The 26,645-nt window shown below is 69.9% G+C and carries 36 protein-coding genes and 1 pseudogene; 34 read left to right on the top strand and 3 right to left on the bottom strand.

The annotated features are described in order from the left end of the window. Positions 1-91 precede the first annotated feature (91 nt). From AB0I23_RS27190 to AB0I23_RS27165, 6 genes are all read left to right on the top strand, one after another. Positions 92-295, top strand: coding sequence for a hypothetical protein (locus AB0I23_RS27190; RefSeq protein ID WP_331718450.1), 204 nt, complete (start codon positions 92-94; stop codon positions 293-295). Beyond that, on the top strand, positions 295-543 hold the full coding sequence (locus AB0I23_RS27185; RefSeq protein WP_331718451.1) for a hypothetical protein: 249 nt from the start codon (positions 295-297) through the stop codon (positions 541-543). Before AB0I23_RS27190 ends, AB0I23_RS27185 begins: the two co-directional genes overlap by 1 nt. 313 nt (positions 544-856) lie before the next feature. Then, positions 857-1,312, top strand: a complete 456-nt coding sequence (locus tag AB0I23_RS27180; protein ID WP_359113098.1) for a hypothetical protein — start codon at positions 857-859, stop codon at positions 1,310-1,312. Positions 1,313-1,378: 66 nt separating this feature from the next. Next, entirely contained in the window at positions 1,379-2,413 is a 1,035-nt protein-coding gene (locus AB0I23_RS27175; protein WP_359113096.1) for a DUF6292 family protein, read from the top strand. A 30-nt stretch (positions 2,414-2,443) separates the two neighbouring features. Then, entirely contained in the window at positions 2,444-2,740 is a 297-nt protein-coding gene (locus AB0I23_RS27170) for a hypothetical protein (protein WP_359113094.1), read from the top strand. Continuing rightward, entirely contained in the window at positions 2,737-3,537 is an 801-nt protein-coding gene (locus AB0I23_RS27165; RefSeq protein ID WP_359113092.1) for a hypothetical protein, read from the top strand. The genes AB0I23_RS27170 and AB0I23_RS27165 overlap by 4 nt, the downstream gene beginning before the upstream one ends. A gap of 70 nt (positions 3,538-3,607) precedes the next feature. Here AB0I23_RS27165 and AB0I23_RS27160 read toward each other — a convergent pair whose 3' ends face one another. Further along, a complete protein-coding gene (locus tag AB0I23_RS27160) occupies positions 3,608-4,627 on the bottom strand; it encodes a DinB/UmuC family translesion DNA polymerase (RefSeq protein WP_359113090.1) in 1,020 nt (339 codons plus the stop codon). Between the two features lie 238 nt (positions 4,628-4,865). On the opposite strand from AB0I23_RS27160, the gene AB0I23_RS27155 reads away from it, so the two are divergent. Then, positions 4,866-5,732: a hypothetical protein gene (locus AB0I23_RS27155; RefSeq protein WP_359113089.1), complete on the top strand. Its 867-nt coding sequence runs from the start codon at positions 4,866-4,868 to the stop codon at positions 5,730-5,732. Positions 5,733-6,297: 565 nt separating this feature from the next. Here the strand turns inward: AB0I23_RS27155 and AB0I23_RS27150 are convergent. Together AB0I23_RS27150 and AB0I23_RS27145 are read right to left on the bottom strand one after the other, a co-directional pair. Then, positions 6,298-6,594 (bottom strand): hypothetical protein, encoded by a 297-nt coding sequence (locus AB0I23_RS27150; protein ID WP_330481355.1) that lies wholly within the window; start codon positions 6,592-6,594, stop codon positions 6,298-6,300. 192 nt (positions 6,595-6,786) lie between these two features. After that, entirely contained in the window at positions 6,787-6,990 is a 204-nt protein-coding gene (locus tag AB0I23_RS27145) for a hypothetical protein (RefSeq protein WP_359113087.1), read from the bottom strand. Positions 6,991-7,311: 321 nt separating this feature from the next. On the opposite strand from AB0I23_RS27145, the gene AB0I23_RS27140 reads away from it, so the two are divergent. The 27 genes and pseudogenes from AB0I23_RS27140 to AB0I23_RS27010 all read left to right on the top strand — a co-directional run. Further along, positions 7,312-7,716 carry a hypothetical protein gene (locus AB0I23_RS27140; protein ID WP_331718459.1) on the top strand — a complete coding sequence of 135 codons (405 nt, stop codon included), beginning with the start codon at positions 7,312-7,314 and terminating at the stop codon, positions 7,714-7,716. A gap of 122 nt (positions 7,717-7,838) precedes the next feature. Beyond that, a complete protein-coding gene (locus tag AB0I23_RS27135) occupies positions 7,839-9,383 on the top strand; it encodes a hypothetical protein (RefSeq protein ID WP_359113085.1) in 1,545 nt (514 codons plus the stop codon). A 91-nt stretch (positions 9,384-9,474) separates the two neighbouring features. Beyond that, positions 9,475-9,846, top strand: a complete 372-nt coding sequence (locus tag AB0I23_RS27130; protein ID WP_359113083.1) for a DUF6409 family protein — start codon at positions 9,475-9,477, stop codon at positions 9,844-9,846. A 108-nt stretch (positions 9,847-9,954) separates the two neighbouring features. Further along, the gene (locus AB0I23_RS27125; RefSeq protein WP_359113081.1) at positions 9,955-10,461 is read left to right on the top strand and encodes a hypothetical protein; all 507 of its coding nucleotides are present in this window, start codon (positions 9,955-9,957) and stop codon (positions 10,459-10,461) included. Positions 10,462-10,610: 149 nt separating this feature from the next. Then, positions 10,611-11,117, top strand: coding sequence for a hypothetical protein (locus AB0I23_RS27120; RefSeq protein WP_359113079.1), 507 nt, complete (start codon positions 10,611-10,613; stop codon positions 11,115-11,117). Positions 11,118-11,253: 136 nt separating this feature from the next. After that, positions 11,254-11,721: a hypothetical protein gene (locus AB0I23_RS27115; protein ID WP_359113077.1), complete on the top strand. Its 468-nt coding sequence runs from the start codon at positions 11,254-11,256 to the stop codon at positions 11,719-11,721. Between the two features lie 276 nt (positions 11,722-11,997). Further along, positions 11,998-12,309: a hypothetical protein gene (locus tag AB0I23_RS27110; protein ID WP_359113075.1), complete on the top strand. Its 312-nt coding sequence runs from the start codon at positions 11,998-12,000 to the stop codon at positions 12,307-12,309. A gap of 181 nt (positions 12,310-12,490) precedes the next feature. Continuing rightward, positions 12,491-13,249: a DNA methylase gene (locus AB0I23_RS27105; protein WP_359113073.1), complete on the top strand. Its 759-nt coding sequence runs from the start codon at positions 12,491-12,493 to the stop codon at positions 13,247-13,249. A 170-nt stretch (positions 13,250-13,419) separates the two neighbouring features. Beyond that, positions 13,420-13,680 carry a hypothetical protein gene (locus tag AB0I23_RS27100; RefSeq protein WP_359113072.1) on the top strand — a complete coding sequence of 87 codons (261 nt, stop codon included), beginning with the start codon at positions 13,420-13,422 and terminating at the stop codon, positions 13,678-13,680. Positions 13,681-13,790: 110 nt separating this feature from the next. After that, positions 13,791-14,195 carry a hypothetical protein gene (locus tag AB0I23_RS27095; RefSeq protein WP_359113071.1) on the top strand — a complete coding sequence of 135 codons (405 nt, stop codon included), beginning with the start codon at positions 13,791-13,793 and terminating at the stop codon, positions 14,193-14,195. A gap of 77 nt (positions 14,196-14,272) precedes the next feature. Continuing rightward, positions 14,273-15,466 (top strand): phosphoadenosine phosphosulfate reductase family protein, encoded by a 1,194-nt coding sequence (locus tag AB0I23_RS27090; protein WP_359113069.1) that lies wholly within the window; start codon positions 14,273-14,275, stop codon positions 15,464-15,466. 146 nt (positions 15,467-15,612) lie between these two features. Further along, positions 15,613-16,086, top strand: coding sequence for a hypothetical protein (locus tag AB0I23_RS27085; protein ID WP_359113067.1), 474 nt, complete (start codon positions 15,613-15,615; stop codon positions 16,084-16,086). 58 nt (positions 16,087-16,144) lie between these two features. Beyond that, positions 16,145-16,651, top strand: coding sequence for a DUF6884 domain-containing protein (locus AB0I23_RS27080; RefSeq protein ID WP_359113065.1), 507 nt, complete (start codon positions 16,145-16,147; stop codon positions 16,649-16,651). Positions 16,652-16,813: 162 nt separating this feature from the next. Next, positions 16,814-17,719: a DUF6292 family protein gene (locus AB0I23_RS27075; RefSeq protein ID WP_359113063.1), complete on the top strand. Its 906-nt coding sequence runs from the start codon at positions 16,814-16,816 to the stop codon at positions 17,717-17,719. A gap of 436 nt (positions 17,720-18,155) precedes the next feature. Beyond that, a complete protein-coding gene (locus tag AB0I23_RS27070; protein WP_359113062.1) occupies positions 18,156-18,818 on the top strand; it encodes a hypothetical protein in 663 nt (220 codons plus the stop codon). 54 nt (positions 18,819-18,872) lie between these two features. Further along, entirely contained in the window at positions 18,873-19,361 is a 489-nt protein-coding gene (locus AB0I23_RS27065; protein WP_359113060.1) for a hypothetical protein, read from the top strand. 85 nt (positions 19,362-19,446) lie between these two features. After that, on the top strand, positions 19,447-19,950 hold the full coding sequence (locus AB0I23_RS27060) for a hypothetical protein (protein WP_359113058.1): 504 nt from the start codon (positions 19,447-19,449) through the stop codon (positions 19,948-19,950). Positions 19,951-20,023: 73 nt separating this feature from the next. Further along, complete coding sequence (locus tag AB0I23_RS27055) at positions 20,024-20,236, top strand: hypothetical protein (protein WP_359113056.1); 213 nt, start codon at positions 20,024-20,026, stop codon at positions 20,234-20,236. A gap of 609 nt (positions 20,237-20,845) precedes the next feature. Next, positions 20,846-21,229, top strand: coding sequence for a DUF3846 domain-containing protein (locus AB0I23_RS27050; RefSeq protein WP_359113054.1), 384 nt, complete (start codon positions 20,846-20,848; stop codon positions 21,227-21,229). 72 nt (positions 21,230-21,301) lie between these two features. Further along, entirely contained in the window at positions 21,302-21,571 is a 270-nt protein-coding gene (locus AB0I23_RS27045) for a hypothetical protein (protein WP_359113053.1), read from the top strand. A gap of 11 nt (positions 21,572-21,582) precedes the next feature. Continuing rightward, positions 21,583-21,804, top strand: coding sequence for a hypothetical protein (locus AB0I23_RS27040; RefSeq protein ID WP_359113051.1), 222 nt, complete (start codon positions 21,583-21,585; stop codon positions 21,802-21,804). Positions 21,805-22,001: 197 nt separating this feature from the next. Next, positions 22,002-22,424 (top strand): hypothetical protein, encoded by a 423-nt coding sequence (locus AB0I23_RS27035; RefSeq protein ID WP_359113049.1) that lies wholly within the window; start codon positions 22,002-22,004, stop codon positions 22,422-22,424. Between the two features lie 94 nt (positions 22,425-22,518). Further along, entirely contained in the window at positions 22,519-23,025 is a 507-nt protein-coding gene (locus AB0I23_RS27030) for a DUF6573 family protein (protein WP_359113047.1), read from the top strand. A 477-nt stretch (positions 23,026-23,502) separates the two neighbouring features. Next, positions 23,503-23,853: a DUF3846 domain-containing protein gene (locus tag AB0I23_RS27025; RefSeq protein ID WP_331718481.1), complete on the top strand. Its 351-nt coding sequence runs from the start codon at positions 23,503-23,505 to the stop codon at positions 23,851-23,853. 103 nt (positions 23,854-23,956) lie between these two features. Continuing rightward, a complete protein-coding gene (locus AB0I23_RS27020) occupies positions 23,957-24,649 on the top strand; it encodes a PP2C family protein-serine/threonine phosphatase (RefSeq protein WP_359113046.1) in 693 nt (230 codons plus the stop codon). A 106-nt stretch (positions 24,650-24,755) separates the two neighbouring features. Continuing rightward, positions 24,756-25,673, top strand: coding sequence for a hypothetical protein (locus AB0I23_RS27015; RefSeq protein WP_359113045.1), 918 nt, complete (start codon positions 24,756-24,758; stop codon positions 25,671-25,673). A gap of 891 nt (positions 25,674-26,564) precedes the next feature. Continuing rightward, positions 26,565-26,645: pseudogene (locus AB0I23_RS27010) on the top strand (ATP-grasp domain-containing protein); the annotation flags it as partial.

Below are 26,645 nucleotides of genomic sequence, written 5' to 3'. Positions count from 1 at the left end.
CGAGTCCTGCCGGGCATACCCATGGGCATGTGGCTGACGGGACGCAATGACGGGGCTACCGTGGATCTCGAGTAGTCCATGGAGGACCCGAATGCGCATCGTCTTCGACCCCGCCGAGCAAGAGGCCCTGCGAGCCGACGCCCGCGACCAGGCACACGACGATCCCCACGTTGCCTACGTCCTCGAGCGCCTTGCCTCGGAAGGCATCGACCTGGACGCCTGTAAGGACTGGGAAGACCTTCGCGTCGAGGCCGGCCTTCCGCCGCGCAGCACCGACACCCCGCACGTCGCCTGATGGGCAACCGCGTTCCCCGCCGAGCCAGGATCGTCTTCTACGACGTAGCTCAGGAGCAGGTCGAGCGGATGACAGACGCCGAGCGTGTCCGCCTGGACCTCGCCCTGGCCGAGATCTCCACCGACCCGGCAATCGGCTCCGTTTCGAAACACGCCGCCTACCGCGAGTACGCACGCGACGGCGTGCGCGTGCTGTACGTGCCAAGTGCCCTGGGAACCCTCGTCCTTGTCGCCTATGTCGAGGCCTGAACTGCCGAGTCGCTGTTAGCGGATGAAGCTGAAGGACCTCACCTGACGCGGGCGGCCCCATGCTCTGAGGGGCGGCGACGTAAAAGGCCGGCGCCCACTTCCGCCGAGGCGGGTGGCAAGGGCGCCGGCCAACCGAAAACACACACTCCGCGGGAGAACCCGAGAGGCCTGTCTCGTCATCAAGTGTATCCGCACGGCGCCGGCGCCGGGACGCGCCTGCTTGCGATGGTGATGTAAGAGCGGTAATGTTGTCTCGATGGCGGGTTGTGGCAGCACGCCAGCACCGAACACACCTCACGCAAGGAGCAGTCCCGTGCCCGTCTACCTCACCCGGCGAGATACCGACCACCAGGTCCAGGACCTCGAGGCCCCCACCGTTGTTGACGCCGCCGACCGGGCCGACTTCGACAACGCGCACCTGGCCTGGCCGGCCACCGCCGCGGCCGCGACCGCCGAACTCGCAGAGCTGGCCCGCGACCTGGCCGGCGCCGACGTCACCGTGGAGTGGCACCGCGACGGTCTCGACCTGCCGAACCTCGCCGCCGGCCCGGGCGACACCGCCGGCATTCGCGTACGCGCCACCGGCCGCGCCCCGCACGCCCTGTACGTCATCACCGCCACCGAACTGGTCCCGCACACCCACGCAGCCGGCGCCCTCGCCTACCTCCAGCCGCTCATCGACGCCGCCGCCCTCGGCTGCGACGGCTGCGACGCAGAACCCGGCGAGTCGTGCCTGCCGAACTGCCTGCCGGACCCCTCAACCACCTGAACCGCCCACCCCGGGCGGGGCGCTGACACCGGCGCCCCGCCCGCCCCGTGATGGAGAGACAAGACGATGATCCGCGCCGGACGCCTCAAGTACGCACAGACCATGGCCGATCTGGCCGCCCAGCTCGGGATGCCGCTCGGCACCTTCCGCAACAAGAAGCCCCACACCCAGAAGGGGCACCCCGCCCCGATCAGCTCGCCCACCTCCCGGGCCCTGCTATGGGACAGCGAGCAGACCGCCGCCTTCCACGCCGGCAAGCCCGTCCCGGCACTGCCGAAGGCCGACGCCGACGAGGACCTGCTGGACCGCCACGAGGCAGCCGCCGAGCTCGGTGTGTCCGCGGCCAGCTGGAACAAGTACAAGAGCGACCCGAAGCTGACCGAGCACGTCGTCCTGGTCCCGGCCGGCGACGGCGGCACCGAGCACTGGCCACGCCGCGTCGTCCGTGAGTTCAAGGCATCCCGGCCCGGCCGCGGTGCCGGCGGCGGCCGCCGCGTCGGCAGCGGCGACATGATCCCACGCGACGAGATCCTGCCCCGGATCGCCGAACTGCTCGACGACAACCCGGCGATCACGCTCACCGAAGTCGCCGACACCCTGGGCATCGCGAAGTTCCCCACCGCCCAGGCCGGCCTCGCGCAGCTGCGCGGCCGGCGGATCGCCGACCTGATCGAGGTCGACCCCGACCTCCCCCCGCTCGAGGCCGCCGAGCGCCTCGGCTACCCGACCGCCACCCGCCGCGGCGCCGCGGCGATCGCCGCGGCAGAGCTGCAGACCCGCCAGGCACGCCCGTACCTGCAGCAGGTCGCCGACGCCCTGGCCGCGGCCGGCGTCGCCGACCCGATCCAGATCGAGCTGCGCCGGCTCGGCGACGAGCACCTGGCGGCCGCGCTCCCGCTCACTGCCGGCCAGACCTGGCCGGCCCTGGTGTGGGACGAGCGCTACGGATGGCGCACGGCAACCAGTAGGCGCCACCCGATCGGCAAGGACACTGGCAGCGCACCGGAAGGCGAAGGCATCCGCTACCTCGCAAGCGGCATCCGGCCGGAGCCGGCCGAGGTCCTCGAGGCCCTGGCATCCGCCGAGGAAGCAGAGCGCTGATGCCGACCGAGATCGGAATGCGGTGATCGCATGAGCGTCCTCGTCACCACAGCAGTCGCGCTCACAGTCGGCTACCTGTTCGGTCGGCTCCGTCCCTGGGATCGGCTGGGCAACTGGGCTGCCGATCAGGTCCGCTTCACCGGACCGTGGGTCCAGGGCGGCACCGGCCGCCAGGCCGTCGTCGTCCTGGCACACGCCATCACCGCGCCGCGCACCACCTGGAACATGATGCGCACCCCGGCCACCGAGACGCAGGCGCCGATGCCCGTCCGCGATCCGAACTGGGTCACCGACCGGACCCCGAAAGACAGGGGAGGAGCAGCATGAGCACCGAGCAGCACGACGCATACGGGGAAGAGCTGGCCCGCATCAGCCGACACCAGAGTGACGCGACATCCGCGCGCTTAAGCGTGTTCGAGGCGCTGGCCGGCGCCGGGTACTCGCACACCCAGGCCGATGAGCTGGTCTCGATACTGGAGGCCGGGGCAGTGGCCGGGGCCCACACCTGGGTTTCCGAGAGCAGCGCACCGCACGGCGCGGAGCAGGCTTTCGAGGACGGCTGGTTCGAAGGCGTCCGCGCGGTCGCAAGCGAGCTGCTGCGCATCGCCGACAACACCGCCGCTCAGCGCGGACGCGCAGCCTCCACCTCCCAGCTGCTTGCCCATCTCCGGCAACCGGCACCCCGCGCACCGCAGACCCCAGCGCCGGGGCCCGGGCCGGCCCCGGCGCTCGATGCGGAGGAGATCCTGGCTGCAGCGCAGCGATGCACGTGGGCCTGCGCCGACCCGGTCTTCGATCTCGATGAGTCGCGCGAGATCCTGACCGTGGCCCTCACCGCCGTACGCGAGGACGAGAAGGAAGGTTATGTGCAGCGCCTGGGGGCGTTCGCCGACCAGCACCGCGGGCGCCTTCAAGAGCTGCTGCGCGCGTACGGGCCGGGCAGTGCTCCCGCCGAACACGGCCGGTACGCCCTGGTCGGCCAGCCCGAGAGCCTGGTGATCTGCGAACGGCTCGAAAGCGCCCCGCTCCTCCTGAACGGAGTGTGGTCCGATGAACTCCCGGAAATCCTGCTGGACGACCTCGCCTTCGCCTGGGGAGCCCGCCACCACCTCCCCCGCCGCTGAACACAGGGAAGTCCCGAGGCGGGACGAGCTGTGGCTGCGGACCATATCGGCACCCGCTGCCGCATGAGCCTCAGCTGGCCTGCAGGTAGCTCGCCGCGGGACCAACGGTGCCGGAGCCGAAGCGGGCGTTGAGCGCATCGATCGCCTGCTCGGCGCGCAGCCGGTGCTCCCGGCCGCCGTCGAAGGAAAGCTGCTCGGCAACTGCCGTCGCGTCCAGCAGCTGCTCGCAGCGCAGAGCGACCGCCCGCACCCGGGCCCGCTGCAGCCCCAGTGCCTGATACATCTCGTACGCCGCGTCACGCAGATCATCAGTGTGCGAGGACGGACCACCGGACAGCTGGCGGCTGCGATGGATCTGGGTGCGGTCGGCGAAGGTCACGGTGAGCGTCACGGCCCTTGCCGCCTGCCGGCGATTCCGAAGCCGCTCCCCGAGCTCGACCGCAAGCGACAGCAGCGCGGACCTCACCAGCTCCGGGGCCAGGGTGTCAGTCGGGAACCGGCGCTGAGCCGCCGCGCTGTGCGGCAACTCGGCCGGCACGACCTTCCGCCGGTCGATACCGCGTGCCCGCTCGCGCAGCAGCCGGCCGGACTTCCCGCCCAGCACCCGCTGCACCGTTGCCTCCGGCAGACCCGCCAGCAGCCCGACCGTGTGCACCCCGAAGGCGGTCAGCGTGCGTTCCTGGGCGCGGCCGATGCCGTGCAGCTCCCCGACCGGCCGCGGGTGAAGGAACGCCGCCACCGCAGACGGACTGGAACCGACCGCGCGCACCCCGCCCGGCCCCGGCTCCCGGGACGCCATGGCGGCGATCGTCCAGTTCAGTCCCACACCGATCGTCACCGGCAGCCCGTACAAGGCCAGCGCCCGGGTCCGGATCATGCGGGCAAGGTCCACCGGATCCCGGTCGAAAAACCGGACACTGCCGGAGACGTCGGCCACCAGAGCGCCCGGCGGCAGGGCCTGTACCACCGGCGTCACGTCGCCGGTCAGGCCGAGCAGCAGCCGGTACAGATCCGGTTCCACGTCCATCGGGCAGCGCAGATGCAGGATCGACGAATCGAACCCCACGGCCTGGTCGTGCTCCTCACCCATGGCGACACCTCCACCCTCACCGTACTCGAACAAGAATCGAACACGCAGCATTCGCGGCACCCCGGGCGGGTCCGATAGGTCAGGCGCGGTCGTCTATTCGCAGGCCGGATTGGCCAGCCACCGCCCGAAAGAGTCGCCAAACGACGAATCGAAGCGGAGGCTTGCCCACGACGTCTCAGGCTTGCCCGCCGCGCGCCGACCGAGGCTTGCCTAACCCGCTGACCTGGAACAAAGGCCGATGGGTACATGTACCGGTATGGGACGCATCCACTGGCCCGACATGGTCGACCGCGCCCGGGACATCGTGACCGGCTACGGGGAGATGGGCTGCACGCTGCGCCAGGTCCACTACCGGCTCGTCGCCGAAGGCCTCATTCCCAACACCCCGCCCACCTACCGGCGTCTGTCCTCCCGGCTGGCCCAGGCGCGCCGCGACGGCCACTTCCCCGACCTGATCGACACCCTGCGCGAAGTCCACGTGCCCCCGGCCTGGGACGACACCCGCGACTTCCTTGGTGACGTCGCCGACTGGTTCGCCCTGGACCGCACCGCCGGCCAGAAGGCGGCGCTGTACGTCGCGGCCGAGAAAGACACCCTGCGCCGCATGTTCACCGACTGGCTCGCGGACCTCGGCATCCCGGTCCTGGTCGTACGCGGCTTCAGCTCACAGACCTACGTCGATATCGTCCGAGCACGCACTGCCCGCGACCCGCGCCCTGCGGTCCTGCTCTACGTCGGCGACTTCGACTGCTCGGGCGACGACATTCAACGCGACTGGGTGGCGCGCACCAACTGCTGGTCGACGGTGGAGCGGGTCCTGCTCACCCGCGAGCAGGTCCTGACGTACGAACTGCCCGCGGCCGAAGGAAAGCGTGACGACCCGCGCTGGCCCGCGTTCGCCCGCCGGTACGGCTTCGATATCTGTCAGCCCGTCCAGTGGGAGGTCGAAGCCCTCGAACCGGCCGAGCTCCAGCGCCTGGTGCTCGAAGCCGTGGAGCTCTACATCGACCGCGCGCAGCTCGCCCGGCAGCTCGCCGAGGAGCGGCGCCAGCGCCGGCGCCTGACCGACTTCCTCGGCCGCTTCGGCAGCTCGGATGACTCATGACCTCTGGGCAAGCCTGCTGCGGCGCACCCCGGATGAGGGTTGCACCCACAGTTGTCTGCACAGTTGTCTGCACAGGGGGACCCAAAGTTGCACCGGAGGTACTACCGGAGGTGTGAACCCCCCTTTTGTGATCTTGAGCGTTTCGCCTGGTCAGCCCCCATGGGCAAGCCCATTTCCTACGCCGACACCTCTTTCTCCGCGTTAGTCGGAGGAAGAGGCTTTGTTGTCTGACGGCCCGGCGCGGCCTGCTCGCGCTGCCGGCCCTTCCTCACTGCTCGGCGAGCCCCGTCCGTGTCGGCCGGCCGTTGCCTCCGCCAGTCGCGCGCCCGGCGCGCCCCTGGCGACGTCCGGCCGCCGACTGGCGAGCTTCGCCGCCGATCCGCCTCCGCTCCGCTCCGCGCGGCGAATCGGGCACAACGGCGGCCTGGTCCTGCCACACTGACTGCAGCCTCGCCGCCCCCCGTCGGCGAGGCTTCTTTTGCGGTCCGCCTCGGCCGGGCGACTGCACCAGGCCCGGCAGAACGAAACGGCCCCGCCATTAGGCGGGGCCGCTTCGCTGTGCGGGTCAGATGTGGTCGTGGTCCACGCCCTCGAACCGGCTCAGCAGAGCAAGGCGGATGGTGGTGTGCTCGCGGTCGAGGTCGACGAGTTCGCTGTCCAGCGCGCTCACGGTGACCGGGTCGGACGTCCGGGCGCGGACCGCGCGCATGGTGGCGGCGTCGTCCAGGTTGCACATCAGGTCGTACAGGGAAGCGGGGCGGGAAGAGGCCCCCTCGGTTGCGCCCGCCGTGATGAGGGCGGAGCAGAGACCGCTGGAGACGGCGGTCCAAGGGGCGTTCCAGCAGAGAGTCGTGGTGCTCATCGTTGCTTCTCCTTGGTCGATGCGGTGTTTCCGGTCATCGCCTGGCTGCCACCGCCTTGCGACTGGGACAACAATATCCCACACGCATCACGACGTCAACGTGGAGAGGTTTCCGGGTGTGCATGTGCGGCGGCGCCCCCCGCAACGCGAAGCGGCCCCGCCGATGGGCGGGGCCGCTTGTGGGCTTACTGCTCAGTGCGCGTCGCGGTCGACGCGGCGGCGCTGGGTGCGGGGCGGCTCGCTGCGGGTGCGCAGCGCCTCCTTGAGTGCTGCACGGTCCCGCTTGTGGGCGGCCCGCTGAAGCCAGGTCCGACTGCCGTCCTTAAGGAACGGGCTCAGCCAGGGCCGCTCCTGGTACTGCAGGCGTGCGGGGCGGTCGTGAAAAGTACGGGCCATCTCGGGGGCTCCTGTCCACTGTTGATTTATCGCGGTGCGTGTTTCTCGGTCGTCGTGCGGCTGCCACTGCCGAACAACTGAGACAACTATATCCACTATACGTCACGTCGTCAACGGAGGGTGCCGGCGTCTTTGGGTGTCGCCCCTCGGCGTGGAGGGCACCCCCGTCCGCGCGTGCCGGTCCGAGGTTTCCGAGAAAAAGTCGAAACAGAAGCACCTCTCTGCTTCCCGGTGGGACGTGTGTGAGATATAGTTATCTCAGTTGGTCGGCGGTGGCAGTCGGCCAACACCGAAGACACATCACGTCGCTGGGAGATCTCGATGATCAAGAAGTTCAAGTTCAACGCGATGAACCGCACCGCCCGCCAGACCTCCACCCGCACGCTGGCCGACCTGATCCGCGCGATGGACGGTAAGTGGGCCGCGACCGTCACCTACGTCGACGGCGATGGCGAAGAGTCGGTGCGCACCATCGAGATCCACGACATCCTCACCACCGGCAAGGGCCGCATCATCATCCGCGCCATGTGCCGCATGCGCGGCGAGATGCGCACCTTCCACCCCGAGCAGGTCGTCACCTACACGATCCACCGGATGCGCTTCGCCCTGGACGCTCCGGCGGGCGAGGTCCGCTTCACCCACGCTGCGGAGACTGCGGACGAGCTGGTCTCCCTGGAGATGGACCGCGATTACCCGGACCTGATGGCGCTGGTTCTGGCCGCGTAGGCCGCGTGGGCCCGCCCCTCACCGGGCGGGCCCCCGCCCCGGCCCACCCCGTCAGAACTGCGCGGCGGCGCGGCGCAAACCTCCCGCGCCGCCGTTCCCTAAACGTCCTCGGAGTTGCTCGCATGTCCGTCCATGCCCCGGCGTCCCAGCCCGCCACCGCCCGCACCGCTCCCGCGACACCTGCCACGTTCCACCGCAAGCGCCCCACCGTCCTGTCCTACGGACTGGGCGCCGACAGCACTGCCATTCTGCTGATGTTCCTTGCTGAACCGGCCGCGCACGGCCTGGAACTGGACCTGTCGGACCTGGTCGTCGTCCATGCCATCACCGGGGACGAGTTCGTCGACTCCCTCGACTACGTCAACCGCCTGGTCCTGCCGCTTCTGCGGGCCCGATCGGTGCGCCTGGTCCAGATCTGCCGGGCGGGAAAGAGCGACACCGATGGCGTCCTGGTTCTGGACGACTCACGCGCCCCGCGACGTATCCACGCGGCCGGCCCCTGGCGCCTGTCCGACGAGCTGCGCGCAGCGGGCACCGTGCCGCAGCTCGCGAACGGTCAGCGTCGCTGCTCCATCCGTTTTAAGGGCTGGGTGCTCGACAACTGGGCCGCCGCCGAGTTCGGCGACCGCTCCTTCCGTCGAGTGATCGGGTATCACGCCGATGAGCTCGGCCGCGCGGAGAAGGACAGCACCATCCAGCGCCGCCTCAACACCGAGGCCGGGCGCACCATCTGTGAGCCGCACTATCCCCTCATTCTGGCGCGCATGGACAGGGCCGCCGTAGAGGCCTACGTGCTCAACAGCCTCGGTGAGCCGATCAAGAAGTCGTACTGCGCCATGTGCCCGTTCTCCGGCGTCTGCGCCTCTCGCGACCGCCACGAGGAACGGCTGCGCGCCCATCCCCACGTCGCCGCCGACGTGCTGCGCCTGGAGTACGTTTCCATGGCGCTCAATGAGCAGATGTCCCTCTACGGGCCGGCGGGATCGCTCTACGGCCGCCTCACCGAGGACGGCCGCAACCGTGCAGTCCTGAAGGCTTTTCAGACTGGCCTGGACCAGAGTGCCTACGCTGTCTACGAGGTGCGCCGCATCACCTTCGTCGGCCGCACCAAGGACTGCCGCCGCTGGCACGGCAAGAAGTGCGACGAGCCGCAATGGTGGTGCAGCTGGCAGCGCACACCGCGCTGTCACCGCCTCCATGCGGTCATCAGCCAGGACGGTGCTCCGGCCGACGCGGAGCCGAACTGCCTGGGCACGGACCCACGCTGTCGCGGCAAGCAGCAGAAGGGGCAGACCTGGCGCTCGGTCCGCACCGTCTTGGAAGGCCCCCGCAAACGGGCCGAACTCGTCGTCGGCACCTTCGCCGACTACTTCCCGAAAAGGGTCCGCCTGGTCACCGGAACCACCTCCGGGATCCGGCGCGCCCACTACCTCCCTGACGCCGAAGGCCTGCCCCGCACCGAGGCGTTCATCGTCGCCGCACCCGCCGGAGTCGCTGACAAGCAGCGGCCCGGCTTTGAGAAGAAGTGGACCGAGCACACCGGCGGCAGGCCTGTTTTCCCGCCGCTGCGTGAACTGCCTCAGCCGGTGCGCCGCACCAGGTCAACCGGCGGTCCCGCCCCAGTGCGCCGCGCACGGTCGGTCGGGGACGTCGTACTGATCGCATGATGCCCTTGGGTATGTGACGAGTGTGGGATATGGTTGTCTTGTTGGCGGGGGCGTCCCGCCAACAACTCCCCCTCACTCCCCAGGAGTCACCATGACCGTCACCGCCACCACCAAGCAGAACGTCCTGGCGGCGGGCACGGTCGTGCGCGCCCCGCGCTACGTCAACGGCAAGAACACCGGACTGCGCAAGGCCGTCGTGCTCGGCCTGTTCAACGAGAACGACGCCAAGGGCGGGTACCGCGTGTACTTCTACACACTCGGCCCCGCCTCGTTCGAGCCGCGCACCGTCGGCTTCGCCTTCCCCGACGAGGCCACCGTTATCGGGGCGATCGAGGACATGTCCGAGCGCACCGTCATCAACGTCTACCAGGGCCTGGGGGAGTTCCCGGGAAGTGCGGCCGTGCGGTACCGGCTCCAGCGCTGGGGACTCCGCCTCCGCCAGGCGCGTCGCGCCGCCCGGTAGGGGCCCGGCCGCCGGGGGCGGGCGCCACCCGCCCCCGGCAGACCCGCAAGTCAGCACGGCGGCAGTGGCAGCCGCCCCACCGATCACACGCACTGAGAATGAGGATCCATGTCCCACACCCTTCAGTGGAACGCCAATCGCTTTGAGCGCACCGCACGGGCCGTGTCCTGGACCGTCACCGCCTACGACGACCACGAGCGCCAGGTGTGCGCCACCGGCTCCATGCAGTCGGCCGACACCGCCCGGTACTGGCACGAGCACTGGAGCGGCAAGCGCTTCGTGCGGCGAGTGGAGCTCGCCGAACTCGCCATCGACATCACGGAGCGCTTCATCGCCTTCGGTGACCTCCCCGCTCCCGGCCGGTCGGCCGAGCTGCCTGAGCTGCCTGAGCTGCCCGCCGGTGCCCATCAGGCCGGTCGGCACTACCGCTTCACGAGCGGTCCCGCGGTGCTCCCCACCCCGGAACACGTCCGCCGCTACTACAAGTGGCTCACCGATGGACAGGGGTGCCCGCTGCCCACAACTCCCCACGTGGACCTGGCCAAGCTGCGGTTGCTGGAAGTCACCGTGATCCACTCCGCACGCCGACTCGACCTCGCCGACCTGCCCTCCTGACCCTCTGCCCGCACCGTCGGCCCGGCTTTCCCCTCCGGGCCGGACAGCCGACCCCGACCCCGCGCACCCCTGTCTGCTGGGTCCGGCTGGCACACCGTCCGGCGCGGCACCTCGCCGCGCCCACCCCTTGACCCGCGAAAGGCACCGTGATGACCACCGCCACGCCCGAAGCCCGCGCCGCCTCCCTGTTCGCCGCTGTTTTCAACATCGTGTTCGAGGACGACCCGCGCATGACGATCGCCCTCCACGAGGGCAACCGCTCGCGCCAGGCAGTCACCGGCGCGCTCACGGACGACTACGAGATGCGGTTCGACGCGGCCGAGGTCGCCACCCTGCTCACGTCGCTCACCCGCGCCGTGGCGTACGACCGTGACGCCATCATCACCGTGGCCGTCCTCGCTGATATCAACGGAGACCACTCCTACGGATGGGCGTGGCGCATCGCGGACGGCGCCCCCCTGGACGACGACGCAGCCGGTCCGCTGTTCGACCCCTACACCGAACACACGGGCGCTGAATACCCGTACATCACCCTCGCCGGTGACCTGGTGGAGCCCAGCGACGACGGCCTGTCGGCGACCGCGCTCACCGACGACGTGAAGAACGTCATCACGAACCATGGCGGCAGCCCGCAGCCCACCGGATCGCTTACCTGATCAACACCGGCCGCGCCGCTGCCGAGTGGTGCAAGCACCACCGACCCCGCGCACCCCGGTCTCCCGACCGGGGTGCGCCCCGGGGGGCGCGCCCCGCTGCTTCCCGGCCCCTTCCCCGCAGAAAGGCCCCGTAGCCATGCCCAAGACACTGCCCAAGACCCTGACCCGCCCGAAGGGTGCGCCCGCCGACTGGCCGGAGTTCCCCGCCGTCGACGCCCTCACCGGAGAGACGCCTCTGCCCGACGACCAGTGGCCCGCACTGGACCTGTCGTGGCAGCTGGTCACCCCGTACATGCTCCACTTCACGACGGTCACTCTCTACGACGCGCTGCTGGTGCAGCCCGGGGCGCCCGGCCCCGTCGCCATGGCCTACCGGCACGAATTCAACCGGGCCTACCCGTACGGCTGGGGATGCGCGGTGCACGTCCTGGTGCCGGGCGACGATGGGCGCACCCGGATGGCGTACGACTGCCGGGGATTCGGCCTTGCCAAGTCCGCCGCCGAAGCCAGGGACGAAGCGTTGGAGCACGTCACCGAGAAGCACCCCGACGCAGCCGTGCCGTATGTCGGGCGCGTGCTCAAGGCCCACCGCTCCTACGCCTGACGCGCCAGCCGGCCCGCTCCGTGCCCACAGCTCTCCGCGGTTCCCGGGCCGAGCTGCAGTTGCTGGAAGTCGCGGTGATCCACTTCGCGCGCCGACTCGACCCGCCGGCCTTCCCTCCTGGCCCGGCGCGGCCGCACCGTCCGGCCCGGCCTTCCCTATCAGGCCGGACTACCGACCGCCGCGTGATGAATGCATGATATAGTTGTCTTATTGGGCGGTGCGATTCCGCCGCCTTCCTCCCACCTCCGCCATAGTGCCGATCGAAGGGCCCGGATCATGTCTGACCCGTATCGCGTTGACCCCATCGACTGCGGCTGCACGGACTGTCTGGTCGGGGTCTCCGTCAGCCTCGCCAGTGTCAGTCGCCAGCAGGTCGCCGATCTCCTCAACGGCGCCCTCGAAAACGCGACGATGAGGCGGCTGGGTATCGCCGTCAGCTACGTCCTCCAGTCCGACGAGGAGTTCCCTTCGCTCCGGCCGGAGCGCATACGGGTGCAGGTCCTGCCGTACGACGACGAGAGCGAAGAGGATCTGCCGTCCTGGGAGTTGGACCCGTACCAACTCCACGGCCTGCCCGTGAACGGCTGAGCGGCGCTCCGGCGGTGTGCACCCTCCCGCCGCCGGGGCGCTGGCAGGTGCGGCCACCGAGGTCACGTCGGGGCGGGAATCTGGCGACCGCTGCGTGATGTGTGTATGGTATTGTTTTGTTGTTGATCGGTGGTGGCAGCCGGTCAACACCGCCGAGACACACCTCACTTCCGGGGGAACCATGCACGCTGTCCCTGGCGCGGCGCTCCGCCGCCGCCCTCGCGTCCTCGATCTGTTCTGCTGCTCTGGCGGTGCCGGGATGGGCTATTGGCGCGCCGGCTTCGACGTCGTCGGCGTCGACATCACACCCCGCCCGCGCTACCCCTTCCGCTTCATCGAGGGCGACGCCCTGGACGCCATGCGCGAGATGTGCCAGGAATTCTCGTTGGTCCACGCCTCCCCGCCGTGCCAGGCCCACACTGCCCTGACCAAGGGGACCAACCGCGGCCGCCGCTACGTCGACCTCATCCCGCAGATGCGCGAGCTGTGCCAGTGGTACGGCGTCCCGTGGGTGATCGAGAACGTCTCCGGCGCCGACATCCGCAAGGACCTCACCCTGTGCGGCGAGATGTTCGGACTGGATGTCATCCGCCACCGCCACTTCGAAATCCACTGGTGGGGCGGTGAGCCCATCCAGCTTGCCCACATCAAGCACCGCGGGCCGGTGCGAGGCTGGCGCCACGGCGTCTACCGGGACGGCCCGTACATCGCCGCGTACGGCAAGGGCGGCGGCAAGGGCACCGTCGCCGAGATGCAGGCCGCCATGGACATCACGTGGACCGACGTCCATGAGGAGCTGACCGAGGCCATCCCGCCCGCCTACACCGAATACATCGGCCGCCAGTTCATCTCCACCGGCGAATGGGGCGCCGCCCTCATGCCGGACGCGGGCGAGCGCCTCGCCGCCCTGGCCCGCCCGAACTACGCCCTGGCCGGCTGACTGTCGCGCCCGGTGGGCAACGCCGCCCGGTGGCGGGCCTTCTCGTCGTCGTGATGAATCTATGGTATTGTTGTCTCGTTGGTCGGTGGTGGCAGCCGCCCGGCAACCGGATTCGCACCCACCCGCCGCCGGGCCTCCAGCCCGACGGCCTTGTCGCGAGGAGAAACAACATGGCTGAGGCATCCGACGGCGAAGACGCACGCTGCGGCTGGCTCCTGGACGCCCACGACGAGGACGGGCCCGCCGTCCGTGAGTGCGGAGCGACCCTGCACTTCACCGAGACCGGATTCCACTGCGACCACGGGCACTCCCACACCGACGCGGAGACGCGTCACGCCCAGGGCTGGGACTACGCCCACGACGAGACCGAGGCATCGCTCCTCGGGCGGGCGGGCGTCATCGGTATCGGCATGGACGGGAACCCGTTCTGACCCCCCTCCCCGGGGCGCTGCCAACTGGCCGCGCCCCGGGGAATTCGTCGCTGCGGTGCCATACGAGCCGCCCTCACCCATTTCCTGAAACCAGAGACGGAAGAATCAAGATGAAGCGAACCGCCGCCCTGCCCACCGAAGGCGACCTGCTGCGCACCGAGCTGGCCGCACTCGGCCGCCACGCCTTCCTCGGAGGCGACAGGGGGATCACGTACCTGATCATGGCCGTCGACCCGGCCGCCCCGGACGACGAGAGCGCCGCCTACAACGTCCCGCACGTCCTGATGTACGCCGGCGAGCAGGCCGACCGGCCTGCCACCGAACACCGCGAGCCCTGGTCCGCGCACCTGCACGGAGCCGAGGGCGACTACGTCGCCACCATCTTCGACGGATCGCGGGCACCGCTGGACGCCGCCGCCGACGCGGCCCTGTGCGCCCGCGAGGTGACCGCATGGCTCGCCCGCTACCTCGGCGACGTCCCGCCGCACCCGGAGCGCTTCCGTACCTCGCACTGACTTCGCACCATCCCAGGCCTGGCGGCAGTGGCAGCCGCCAGGCACCGAGAATCCCACCCCGGACCATGAGGACGCCCATGGACATCACCACCCGCCTGCAGCTGCTGGAAGCCATCCGGCGCGCCGACCAGGCCGACGCCGCACACACCGCAGCCGGCCGCGCCTGCACCCGGGCCACCCGGGCCGCCGCCGACGCGCTGGAGGAGGCGCAGCAGACCCACGCCGACTGCGGCCGCCGCAAGCAGGCCGCCCAGACCAAGCTGCGCCGCACGTTCGCCGCCGCCCGTACCGCCAACCGTGAACTCGCCGCCCTGTACGCCCCGCACGCCCGCGGCCGCGCCACGGGCGGCAAGCGCCGCTCGGACGTCGCGGCCGGCATCCTGGACGAACTGGCCGCCATGCCGCCGGAGATGATCCAAGCCGCCGACGCCCTGGTCATTCAGTCCAGCGCCGGTAAGGACTCGCTTGTGATGCTCCACCGGCTCGCGACCTGGGCGGCCCGGGCCGGCTGCACGGACAAGGTCGTCGTGGTGCACTGCGACCTGGGCGACACCTCCGAGTGGCCCGGCGTGCGCGAGCTCGCCCAGCGCCAGGCCGAGCGGTACGGACTGCGCTTCGTCGCCATCGACTCCGAAGGTGGCCTGCTCGGCCTGGTCGAGAAGCGCGGCATGTTCCCCGACGCCACCCGCCGGCTCTGCACCTCGACGCTGAAGCGAGACAAGGCCAACGTGCTGCTGACCGCGATCGTCACCGCCCTCGGTCTGGACCGCCAGGCGCTCATCATCAACTGCCTCGGCATCCGGGCCGCCGAATCCCCCGCGCGCAGCAGGAAACTGCCGCTGTCCATCGACGCCCGGACCAGCAACGGCAAGCGGCTCGTACTGACCTGGCACCCGATCTTCGCTCTGTCCGACACCGAGATCTGGCAGGAGATCGCAGCCGAAGGCCTGGAGTACCACCCGGCCTACGACGCCCTGATGCCGCGCCTGAGCTGCGTGTTCTGCGTGCTCGCCGGATTCAGCGTGCTGGTGCGCGCTGTCCGGCTGTGCTGGGCGCTGGGCCTGCCGCTGCCGGAGCAGTACACCGAACTGGAAGCCCGGATCGGTCACCGTTTCAAGGAGCAGTACAGCCTCGCCGACGTCGTTGCCGAAGCCGCCCGGATCGAGGCCGCCGAAGGCCCGCTGTCCTGGAGCCGCGGCGACGCGATCCGTGACCAGCTCGGCGAGGCGGCGGCCGCCGCCTACCTCGAACGACTCGCCCTGGCTGCCTGATTCCGTCCCGGGCCCGTTCCGCGGGCCCGGGACAAGCCGCTGCTCAACGAGGGGGCGACACTCCTGACGTGTGAAGTGTAGGGTATAGTTGTATTGGTCGATCGTGGCAGTCGGCCAACCCAATCGAGAACACACCCAGGAGAGTCATGACCGGATCACCGACCACGCACCCAGGACTCATCCGCACCCGCGTCACCCTCGACGGACCCCGAAGCTACGAGGCCGTCCTCAACCCCTCCAACCGCTGGAACGGCTTCGTCTCCCCTCTCTTCACGCTCGACACCGTTCGGCAACTCGCCACCGACACCCAGACCATGGCCACCGAATACGGCCACGACTGCGCCGACACCGTCCACGTCATCGACGGCGGAACCGACACCGAAGGCGCGCCCGTCGCGGTCGTCCTCCATATCCGGTGGCAGTACATCGAAGAGGGCCCCGCCGAGATCACCAGCATCATCACGCCCACCACAGACCGCCTGTACGGCATCGGCGGGTGGGAGTGGACCTGGTCCATCGCGACCTGGGAATGCGCCTGCGGCCGGTGGATCGACCACCACATCACCCCCTGCACGCACTGCGGCCGCGACCGCACCGACGACTTCGCCCTGGCCGCCTGAAACCGACCGTGCCCGCCGCATCCGGGCGGCGGGCACGGTCCATCCCGAGAGGGACGCCTTGACCATCAATCCCAGCTGCCCGGTCGTCGTCGTGCCGTGCAGCGCAGCCAAGCTCTCCACCACCGCGCCCGTCCCGGCCGCGGACCTCTACGTCGGATCGTTCCACCGGCTGTGCCGCCGGGCCGCCCACGCCATCGCCAGCGGCACCGGCACCGTCCTGGTCCTCTCGGCGGCCCATGGCTTCGTGATGCTCGATGAGTCCCTGGCCCCGTACGAGCTGCGCATGGGCGAGCCCGGCAGCGTCCAGCCCGACCAGTTGCGCGCCCAGGCTGAACTTCTCGGCCTCCACCACGCCCGACAGCTGATTGCCCTCGGCGGCCGCGCCTACGTCGAAGCCGTCGCCGCCGTCCGGCCGGACGTCCTGCGCCCTCTGGCCGGCTGCCGCGGCATCGGCCAGCAGCGTCACCGGCTGTCCCGCATCGCCGCTGCCGAGCAACCGCTGCTCCTGGCGCAAGAGTTCGCCGACGGCTCGAGTTCGCCCGCCCGCCCATCCGCCGGCCGCTAGGCTGCTGACCAGGGCGAGCCGACCGCCCATCCGCCCGACCGGCGCCCACGCCGCCAGTCGCTGGGAGAAGGTCCCGCGGGATCCGGCACACGAGCACAAAGACGCTGAACGATCCACCCCTCTCGGCGGGTGGCGTGGGGGCCGGCCGGTCGGGAGACGATCGTGACCAAGCGCACCGCCCTGCAGAAGCGAGCTCGAGCGCTGCAGACCGAACGGGGCATCGGCTACCACGCCGCCCTCAACCTGGCCCGGGAGCAGACCGACGTGCGGCGCACCATCACCGCCACGCTGCGCCCGGGCGAGCGGCCCGGCCGTCATGTCCTGACGGTCGAGGGCCGCGACCACACCGTCTTCGATGGCGATCTGGGGCGGTGCCTGGACGGCTGGACTCCGTCGCCCAGTCAGGATGTCGGCCGCCTCTTCGCGACCGGTGCCGGGCCGCTCGAGCTCGTCCGCGACGAGCAGGGGCAGCTCGAGGACCAGGCCGACGCCGTCTGGGCCGGCACCGACTGCAGGCCCTTCGGCGCTAATGGGCCGGGCATCTTCGACACGCACCTGCCGTACCTGTTGGCCGTCGTGGCCGTGTTGGAGGCTGCCGGCGCCTGCATCGCCGATTTCGACCTCTACACCGACGAGGACCGGCGCATGCACGTCACCTTGGCGGCCCGTCCCGACGACGTCCCGGACGACGAGGACGACACCCGCCGCTGGGTTCTGGCATGGATCGACGACCGCGGCTGGTTCACCTTCCTGGAGCCCGGCCCGGGCGAGTCCCTCGGCTCATGCGTCAGCGAGCTGCCGCGCTCGCTGATGGAGCTGCCCGAGGACGTCGCGGCCGCCGTCGCCGCGGACCGCACCCTGGTGCCGGCGCCGCGCACCGACCGGCCGCTGCCCGGCACGGAGGAGACCGGCCGCGGCTGGCGGCCCCCGGCCGACTACGTGACGGATCCGGAAGTCGCCGGCGAGCCCGGCGAGGTGTGCCTGGACCTCGAGCGCGCCCTCGCTGCGTACTGCCAGCACCCCGCCTGGCTGACCGGCCGCGAGCGGCAGCTGGCAGCCGGCCAGTGAGCGGCCGGGACGACGACGCTGCCTCCTGGACCGTCCTCCAGCGGCTGAAGTGCCCCAGGTACCAAGTCCTGGGCTACTGGCCGCACGAGAGCACCCAGACCCCCTGCGCCTGCTTGACCGCAGAGCCGGAGCGCCCGCCTCTGCGAGGTCCGCACCCCTCGTACGAGGACCCGTATTCCGAGGACTATCTCCCCGGCTGCCACGACGGCTGGTAGCCGTATTCCGACAAAGGCCCCCGCCGCCGGCGGGGGCCTTTCACCTTTCTGCGCGTCCCCGTCCCGGCGAGGACAAATGGCCTGTGAGCTGCGGGAATTGATCCAGGAGAGGCGCCCGCCCTATTCAATATCGGACCCCTAATGGGATATAGTTGTCTTGTTGGTCGGCGGTGGCAGTCGCCAACACCGAAAGCACACGCCCCGATTCAAGGGAGAACTCCGTGCCGTTCGATCCCGACAACCCGAACGAATCCAGCTCCTTCAGCACCCTGTACCCCGACCGGCTCATGGACGAGTCCGTCCGAAAGCCAACCGACCTTCTCAGCCTCACTGAAGCCCTTCCCGGCACCATGCCGTACATGACGCTCCAGCTCACCGCCGGACTGGAGATGCACTACCGCCCCGACAGCCCGGACGCCTCCAACGACGTCGCGACCGCCCTCGCCTCCCGTCTCGGCCACGAGGGCGCCCACATCAACGGCGTCGTCCACTTCACCGGCGAAAGCGGCGAGGCGGACGACGCCCCCGGCATGGATGACGAGACCTACTGCGCCCTGTACGAGGAACTGGCCGCAGTGTGCAACGGCCTTGGTGTCCGGCTGTGGCGCAAGTTCCGGCCCGGGGACACCGTGCTCGTCCGTCCGGACGACTACGCCCCCGGCGACACGTTGTGGACCAGCGGCGGCGCACACCGCTTCATGGGCCTCGTCGACTTCCCGGCGGACTCCAAGACCGCCCAGATGTTCCCCGGCGTGCAGTATTTCCAGTGCGAGGACGACTTCCGTATGACCGCCAGCGGCTCGTCCTACCCGACCCGCGCTGAGCACGCGCCGCCCGGCTACTGGCAACGCACCGGCAACCAACTCCTGCCCGCCGCCCACTGACACCCCGCGCCCGCCCGGGCCGGTCCCGGGCGGGCCCTCGCCGAGGAGATGCCCATGCGCACCACCGTTGACCACTTCACGACCGCTGAGGAAGTTGCCCTCGACCAGGCGCGCGGCCTGGCTCGCACGATCGCCGACACCCTCACCGCGATGCACCCGAGCGCTGCCTACCTGGTGATGCACCACGACGAGGACGACGTCCTGTGGCTCCACAGCATCCGGGACGCCGCCGGCGGCATTGTGTGCGACTTCGAAGGCCCTCTGGGCTCGGCCACTCTCGCCGACACCGAACTGCGCCAGGCGTGGGGAGAGCTGGACCCGCACCGACCGATGCACCTGCTGCACCTGGCCCGCCGCATGGAGGGCGTCGGTGGATGCTTCGACATCCTGCCGGAGTCGGCCTACAACGAGGACGACGCCGGCGACGACGACGGCTTGCTCTGCCTGCTGCTGTGCGACCAGGCCGAGCCGGAGATGTGGGACTGGGGCGGTGACGCGATTCTGCGGCCGTACAGCGCTCCCAGGCCCAACGGCCGCACCTGAGCCCCCGCCGCCCGACCAAAGACGCCAGACGGCTGCCCGGCAGCGCCTGCCGGCCGTCGACCACACCACACTGAAAGGCACCGCGATGCAACACGGCACCAACAACCTCGACTACTCCGTCGCCGGCGAACCCTGCGCCAGCGTGGCCGACCTTCGGCCGGGCGACCAGATCCCCGTCCTCGGCGGCGCCGCACTCCTCAGCGTCCTGGACATCAGCCATGACCCCGACACCGGCGCCACCAGCCTGCACATCGACGCGGCACCCAGCGGGCCCGGACCGTTCCTGCTCCCCACCGCCAGCATGGTCAACGTCCGCCGGCCGGAGCCCGAACAGGCGAAGCATACGGGCGAGGACGACGAAGAGGTCACGGTGACCGTCTCGCTGGCCGTCACCGAACAGGTCACCTACGAATTCGAGACCGAGGTCCAGATCCCTGCCGGCGTAGCCGGCGACGCCGACGCGCTGCACGAGTACCTGGCCGACGACGAAGAACTCTGGCTTGACTCCCTCGACCCTTCCGGCGCGAACGGCTACCTCAGCGTCAACGAGCGCAGCCTGGACACCGCCGAAGTCGTCCTCGCGGCCTGAACATCCCACCTACCCCGCCGGCCGCTGGCTCGACAGCGGCCGGCGGCCACCCGCGACACCGAAGGAAGATGCCGTGCCCGAATATCAGGTCACCTGGACGATCAGCCTGGACGCCTCCAACCCCGTCGCTGCCGCGCGCCAAGCGCTCGCCATTCACCGCAACCCCGCATCCTGGGCCACCGTGTTCACCGTCGAGAGCGACACCGAGACGGTCACCGTGGACCTGGACCCCGAATACCAGGACCCATCCGGCAACGGCAGCCCCCAGGTCACCCTCGCCGCCTGACGGCAGACACCCTCCAAGCGCCCCGGGGCAGCCCTGAGCCGCCCCGGGGCGCACCTGTGCCCCAAAGGGGGCGCAGCACGGGCCCTCCGGGCCGCCAGAGGCGATACGGCGGCCCACCTCTCCCAGCCCGAACGACAATTGGGCGTAGCGCGGCGGGCAGGGCGCGGCACTGCGAGGGCGCAGCGTTGCAGCCTTTGCTCCGGGGCGGGGCGCTGCGCCGTCCGTGCCGTGCGGTGGTACGGGTCCGCTGCGCTTCCCCGTACCACCGCACCGCGTGCCGGGCGGCCGCTTCGCGCCGCCCGGACCGAGCGCTCCGCGCTCTCACGCGCCGCGGGACGGGCCAGTCGGTCACCGGCCGCTCCGCGCCCGGCGCCCTCGCTTCGCGCTGCCCCATCCCTTCCCCCAGGCTCTACGCGCCTGGGGGTGGCGACACGGCCCGCACAGCGCCCCGCCCCGGAGTACTGAAACTGCCTCTGACCTCGGAAATCACCTCAAAAAAGATCCCCGCAACGCCATCATTCGTGACCAAGATTGGATATAGTTGTCTTGTTGGTCGGCGGTGGCAGTCGACCAACACCGAAAGCACACACCAATTCATAGGGGACAGCTATGCCCGTTGCCGCTCCAGACACCCAGGCCTTCGCGTTCCTGGTCCAGCCCACCGGCAGGTTCCGCCTCCTGCACTGGGACACCGTCGCCACCCCGCACGCCGCGCTGCGCGCCGACGCCGTGCGACCGGTCGACATCACCACGCAGCTGACCATGTGGGTCGACGACGACGCCACCGCGTTTCGCGTGCAGATGAACGCCCCCGCCGTCGGCCTCCTCCTCGCCTACCAGGAGCGAGTTCACCCGTACTACGGCGACGTCGTGTTCACCGGCTCCACAGACGCCGAAGGCGCACCCCGCGGGCTGACGGAGGACCAGGCACTCGCGCTCCTGGACCGCTACCTCCAGCGGCGCGCACAGCTTCCCCGCGCCCGCCGTCACTGACACGAGGTCACTACCGGGGCCCGGCGGAATTCCGGGCCCCGGAGTCACCCGACTTTTCCCGGGAGGAAACTCATGAAATTCACGATCATCGGCGACTGGTACACCGTCCCGGATCTTGCCTCAGCATTCGCCGTAGTCGCCGAGGGAGATACCTACGAAGAAGCCAAGGCGAATGCCGCGGTATCCATCCTGGAACACTTCCCGCATCGCGCCGACGGCGAGGACGGCGAGACCCCGGAAACCCTCTGGGGCGGCGACTATGGCGCCTACGTCGTCGGCGTATTCGTCGGGGATCTCAGCAGCGAAGCCGTCGAAGGCCCGACGTTCGAGCTGATCGCATGACCGCCGCCGCGATGCTTCAGACATTCACCGTCGTCGGGCTGCGCCTGGACGTCGACATGTCCGAACTCCTCGTCGCCGCAGTCCTGCCAGGCCCGGTCGCCGACGACGTCGTGATCCTCGCGACCAGCGAGGAGGAGTTCACGCGCTGGGCCGGGGACTTCGATGCACCCGACGCCGATACGGCCGCCGCCATGGCGTACGAGCACATTCGCACCGACCCCGACTGGACCTGACCGGACCGTCCCGGGGGCGCAGCCACCCAGCTGCGCCCCCGGCCCCAAATCCCCTTCGCATTACGGGAATTACCGGCGCGATATTGATCCAGAACTCTTGAAATGCATTCTTTGGGAATGCATAATTGGAGCATGCCGATCGGCGGTGGCAGTCGACCGGAAGCCGGAAACACACGCTCCGAACTGAGGGAGAACCCATGACCGACGCGAACGCTCGCCGCCACCTCTCCGCCGCCCCCGCCCCGGCTCCCGCACCCGAGCCGGAAATGCCGTTCACCGAGGCCGAGATGGAAGACGCCATGGGCTTCCTGCTGGCACGCATGGTGCCGCTCACGCAGCGCACGGGCCGGAAGATCGAAGAGATCATCGAAGCCGACATCTTCGGCCTGCTCGCCCTGGCCTACATCGCGGCCCTGCGCACGAACCCGCCACTGCCCGCAACCGGCCCGGCCCAGGAACTCGACGCGCTCGCATTCTCCTTCTACGTCCGCATGCTCGCCAGCGCCCCCCACGGCTTCGACGACGTCACCGACCTGATCGTCCTCGACAGCATCCAGTGGTGCACCCCGCCGCTCGACCCCGCCGCCCAGGCCCGCGCCCTGCGCCTCGTCCAGGACTGACCGCCCCGGGGCGCAGCCGACGCGCTGCGCCCCGCCCGACGGCAGGGGAGTGGCACCCCTGCCGCACCGACTACACCCCAAGAGAGGCAGCTCCATGACCGACAAGCCCTTGATGGACGGCGCGGCCAACCCTGACAGACTCAGTAACGACGCCATGCGCTGGACGCCCGAGCCGATCCAGCCGGCCGAATCCCTAACCGAGATTTTCGGCGAGCCCATCGACGTCTACACCCGTGCCATGGCCATCGAGGACGGCTCCCTGAAGGAAGTTCCCGCCGACGTCGCCCAAGAGGCCGGACTCACCCTCCCCGTCGCGCTGACCGCCTCGGCCTGGGCCGACAACGTCGCATGGAGCGACGAAGACACCGACCGACAGACCGTCCAGGACGAGACCGGCCGCCTGTGGGACGTCCTCTGGATGACCGGCGTCGCCCTGCGCCGCCGACGCAACCTCGCGATCCTGCGCTTCCCGGTGGAGCTGCACCGCGTTCCGCGCGACGGCCGCTCCCGCGACGCCAGGAAGACATGCGTCGTTGCCGAGATCACCGGCGGCGACAACGGCGAACCGGTGCTCACCATCTCGCAGTACGGCCAGGACTGACCCACGGGGCGCAGCAGTCGGCACAGCGCGGGCACCCTAGGGCGCAGCGCCTTTGCCCTCTCCGGGGGGCGGGGCGCTGCGCCGCCCGCGTCGCACGGTGGGGCGGTCCGCTGCGCTCCCCACCCCACCTCGCTGCGTGCCGGGCGCTCCGCTGCGCTGCGGCCCGGTCCGAGCGCTGCGCGCTCTCACGCACCCGGGGCCCGGCAGCCGGTCGTCGGGGACGCTGCGCGCCCCGCTCCCTCGCTTCGCGCTGCCGGTCCCCTCGGCCCACGGCGCTGCGCACCATGGGGCGGCGACACGGCCCGCACAGTGCCCCGCCCCCCGGGCACCAAAACTCCTTCTGGCCTGGGAAGTTGCGCAAGAAAGATCTGCGCCACACCCCCGAATGTCACTCGTGTGGGATATAGTTGTCTTGTTGGTCGGCGGTGGCAGTCGGCCAACACCCGAAACACACACTCGCGAGAAACGGAGTCACTCATGACCCGCACGCCCGACGCCCTGCTCATCACCGCCGAAGCGGACATCGTCCCGGTCAACCTCCCCGCCGACACGGGGGCCCGACTGACCGTCATGCGCTCCGTGATCCGCTGCGAGAACGTGGACGTCGTGGGTCTCACCAGCCAGCTCGACATGTGGCTGGACGACGAGGGGCTCTACAACCACCCGGTCAACAAGATCGCGACGGCCCTGGCGGTCCGCTTCGGCTTCACCTGGCAGGACTATCACGGGCCGGTGCTGCTGACCGGCGGCGCCGACGCCGAGGGCGACACCCTGCCGCTCAGCAAGGACAAGGTCCTGGCGCTGCTCGCCAGCCTCGGCGATCTCTGAGACCCCCGACGGCCGGAGCGGCTTGGCTGCTCCGGCCCCGGGCGGCGGGGGAGTGGCACCCCCGTCGCCGCACCGAGAACACATCCGGGAGAGGAACCCACCCATGCGTACTCACGCCTCTGCACAGCTGATCGGCGGCCGTTCCCACCAGTGCGACGCGACCGCGACGTTCACCGTCGCCGGGACCCGCGCCTACGCCCTCCTCGACGGCATCGGCAGCAACGACGCCGTACGTGACTGGACCCGCACCTACGCCCGCCGCCTTGCCCGCGCCGCCGCCCTTACCGGCGCCGAGGCTGGTCTCCGCAGCGTGCACGCCGCTGCGGCGGCCGAGCCGGGCCGTGACACCTGGGAGGCCGAGTTCATCCCTGCCGCTGTCGCCGTCGTCGCAGTTGCCGCCCCGGGCAAGCCGCTGGAAATCGCATGGTGCGGCGACTCGCGCGCCTACATCGACACCCCCGACGGCCTGCACCGCTACACCAAGGACCACAACATGCGCCAGGTCCTGCTGGACATGGGCCACGAACCCGGCCCGTACTCCCGTAACCGGGTGACGTCCTACCTCGGCGACCGCACGGCCGACCCCGCCATCGGCAGCGTCACCGCACCCCAGCGCGGGCGGCTGCTCCTCCTGTCGGACGGAGCGTACGAGCCGATTGAGGATGCGGGGCTGGACGTTGCCAAGTACCTGACCGGCGGCCCGCAGCGTGCTGCACGCTCGCTCACGGCCGCCGCTATCGAGCACGCGTCCAGCCGCGCGGACAACGCGACCGCACTGGTCGCCGACCTCGGCTGACACCGCATCAACCCAGGGTCGGAGCAGATCGGCTGCTCCGACCCCCGGCGGCGGGGGAGTGGCACCCCCGTCCCACCGAGAACCCACCCCGAGAGAGGGCCCCGTGATGAGCGTCCGCACCGCCGAGACCGTCAGCCAGTCCGTCAGCGTCCTGACCCTGTCGGCCCGTATCGCTGAGTCCGGCAGCGTCACGGACCGGCCGGAGACTGTCCGCCCTGTGGGTTGGGCGGCTGTCTACGCGGCAGCCGACCAGTCGTGGGAGCGGGCGGCCGAGTCCCGGGTCAACCGGGAGGTCGGTCCGTTGCTGACCGCGATCGCGTCGGCTGAGCCTCCGGCCGACGTTGCGCACCTGTACGCGTCCGTGGAGAGCTGGCGGCGCGCAGAGGTAGCGGAGACGCGTCGGACCGCCAGCAAGGAGGCGTACGAGCGTGTGGTGGACGAGATGCGTCGGGACGCTCTGGCAGCTATCGACGCCAAGGGCGCGGCCTTCCAGCCGGTGTCGTGGGAGGAGTCGGCGCGGGTGTTCCGTGTGCAGGGTGAGTGGACGGTGTTGGTGTCTGTGAGCGGGACCGATCACGCGGCCGTACGGGAGGCGTTCGCGGCCGGTCTGCCCGGCAGGCGCGATGAGATCCTGGCAGACGCTCAGAAGCGCATCCCGAGGGTTTCCGGGACCGTTCGGGCGTCCGGCGACACTCCGGAGAAGGTGCGTAAAGCGTGGCGGCGGGACCGGCGCCAGGGCACCGCGCCGAAGCCTGCCACCGGTTGCTACTCGCCCGGCAGCTGGGTGACGTGGCAGCACCCCGAGACTGGCGAGGTACTGACCGGCATTGTCACGAAGTGGCTGCCCGGTGAGCGGAGTGACGCGGTTCGGCGCACGGTCGTCCCCTCGGACGGCAGCGAGGCGCTCACCATCGAGCTGGCTGCCGGTGCGAAGCCGACGGCGGGCCCGTGGACTGCTGTCTACCCGTCGGGCCTTTCCGTCGCGATGCAACCGGGGTTGGTGCAGCCTGAATTGACGGTCTGAAAGTAACGAGCGAGGTTGGGAAAGGGCCCCGAAAGGGGCCCTTTCCCTTTTCGGTTCCCTTGTTTGTTTTCTTTCAATTCAGCGTTTTTCCGTGTTTCTGGTGGGGCTCGGATTCACGTCACTCGTCTCTGACTGCATGTCAGATTCAACAAGTGTGACGTCATGCCAAATGTTGGACGTCTCGGAATTCGGTTCGGCCCGTTCCCCCTCGGTCACGTGAATTAGAACCCAGGTTTTCCGGCCGTAATGCCGCTCCTGAATTCAGGCGCCGGCACTCCCATTCAATTTAAATTCGCGCGCCCCGTATAAACCCCGTTCCGCTGCGCCCGGAAGGGCGCCGCAATCCACCCTCGAACCCGCACGGAACCCTCCCGGGAACCCGCCGGGAACCCACCCCCCGGGCACCCTCGGTCCCCACTCCCCGGTACCGCCGTACAGGTACGGTCACCCCCTACCCCACCCCCTAGGCCCCGACAGGGGCCCCACCACCCCTCTCAACACCCCGTCACCCCTCCCATCAGGGAGGGGACATGGAGCAACAGCCCAGACTCTAGCCACGCCCCAACTACGAAACACCCCCGCACCCCCACGGCCCCGACAGGGGCCCACCCCCCACCCCAACCCCCACCCCAACACCCGCCCCCAACATGTCCGCCAACGGCGGACACCCCATCACCTAACCCACCATCAAATTCCCCAACGGGGAATTAAAAGAAAGCCTGAAAGGCTTTCAACAATCCACAACCAGAATTGCCGAAAGGCAATTCAACGCGCCCCAAATAAACCCCGAAGGGGTTTATCCGAAACCACCCCGAATTCGCCGCAAGGTGAATTCCTGCGGAATTCCGCCGAAAGGCGGAATTCAATAGGGAGCGCCAGCTCCCTCCGCCCCGCACTTTCCTGGCCATGGCCTCGGTGCAGGGCGGCATGGACATCGAGGAGGTCGCGGAGAAGACCCCCGAGGCCCTCGCC

The organism is Streptomyces atratus (assembly GCF_040655115.1).
Classification (GTDB): Bacteria; Actinomycetota; Actinomycetes; order Streptomycetales; family Streptomycetaceae; genus Streptomyces; species Streptomyces atratus_D.
The sequence above is the reverse complement of the archived record's forward strand: the minus strand, read 5'-3'. Positions and strand labels throughout refer to the sequence as shown.